Source organism: Pandoraea sp. ISTKB (genome assembly GCF_001721285.1).
Taxonomy (GTDB): domain Bacteria; phylum Pseudomonadota; class Gammaproteobacteria; order Burkholderiales; family Burkholderiaceae; genus Pandoraea; species Pandoraea capi.
In genome coordinates this window covers 1-841 of the sequence record NZ_MAOS01000102.1, presented here as the reverse complement: position 1 = coordinate 841, position 841 = coordinate 1, and the positions used below count along the sequence as shown (strand labels likewise).

Annotated in this window: 2 protein-coding genes and 1 tRNA gene; all 3 read left to right on the top strand. The window is 59.2% G+C overall.

Annotated elements, in window-relative coordinates; genetic code table 11:
- The first annotated feature begins 22 nt into the window (after positions 1-22).
- The 3 genes from A9762_RS27000 (at position 23) to A9762_RS26990 (ending at position 841) form a co-directional block, all read left to right on the top strand.
- Complete coding sequence (locus tag A9762_RS27000; RefSeq protein ID WP_044455448.1) at positions 23-262, top strand: hypothetical protein; 240 nt, start codon at positions 23-25, stop codon at positions 260-262.
- Positions 263-508: 246 nt separating this feature from the next.
- Positions 509-694, top strand: a complete 186-nt coding sequence (locus tag A9762_RS26995) for a hypothetical protein (RefSeq protein ID WP_069345044.1) — start codon at positions 509-511, stop codon at positions 692-694.
- Positions 695-765: 71 nt separating this feature from the next.
- A tRNA-Lys gene (locus tag A9762_RS26990) sits at positions 766-841 on the top strand.

Below are 841 nucleotides of genomic sequence, written 5' to 3'. Positions count from 1 at the left end.
TTTGCATAGACAGGATCATCCGGTGAGTGACATCCAACTAGATATCGAGTGGACCGAGCGCGCAGCGAAGAAGGCCGAACGACTCGTGCCGAAAGACACCCCGCTGGGGTTGCCGCCGCTCGAATGCCTGCCGCAGGAAGGCGACGTGATGTTCCTCGGCAAGGGCGACAAGAAGCAACCGTTCGTCGTGGTGGAGCGTCAGTACCATCATGAAGGCGACGATGCCTGGACGATCATCCTGATCCTCGATCTTCCGGAGTGATACGCACCTCGCCTTAAAGGCGTTTGTCGGCAACGCGGCGCGACGATTCACGGCATGTGCCGCTCGCGCGGCTTGTGCCAATAGCGCGCAAGTAAGGCACGGGCGGCACGACAAGCAGGACAGGATTGAACAAAGCGGCGCGGCGACTGGGGAAACCCCGGTCGTCGCGCCGCTTTGCTTCAGGGAGGCCGTTTTCTATACTGAAGACGCATCTCGAATCGCCTGACAGCCACAGGGAGATCGACCATGATCGTGCCCCACCTCTCCAACGCCCAACTCGTGAGCATGTTTGCGATCGCGGTATTCGGTGCGATCGTCGTCGGGGCCATGCCCGGCAAAGGTGCGATTCGAATGTGCTGGCGATCGCTGCTCGTCGTCGTGGGTGCCGTGCTCACCGTGTTGGCTTTCGAGCTGGTTCCTTTGCTCGCCTAAGACTTTTTTGCGGATTTTCACCATCAAGGGTTGACCCCATGCGGAAGAGCCGATATTATCTCGGTCTCGTTGGGGCGTTAGCTCAGTTGGTAGAGCAGCGGACTCTTAATCCGTAGGTCGAGTGTTCGAGTCACTCACGCCCCACCA

Coding starts and splice junctions, on each gene's coding strand:
- A9762_RS26995 (WP_069345044.1), top strand. CDS start 509: ATGATCGTGCCCCACCTCTCCAACGCCCAACTCGTGAGCATGTTTGCG.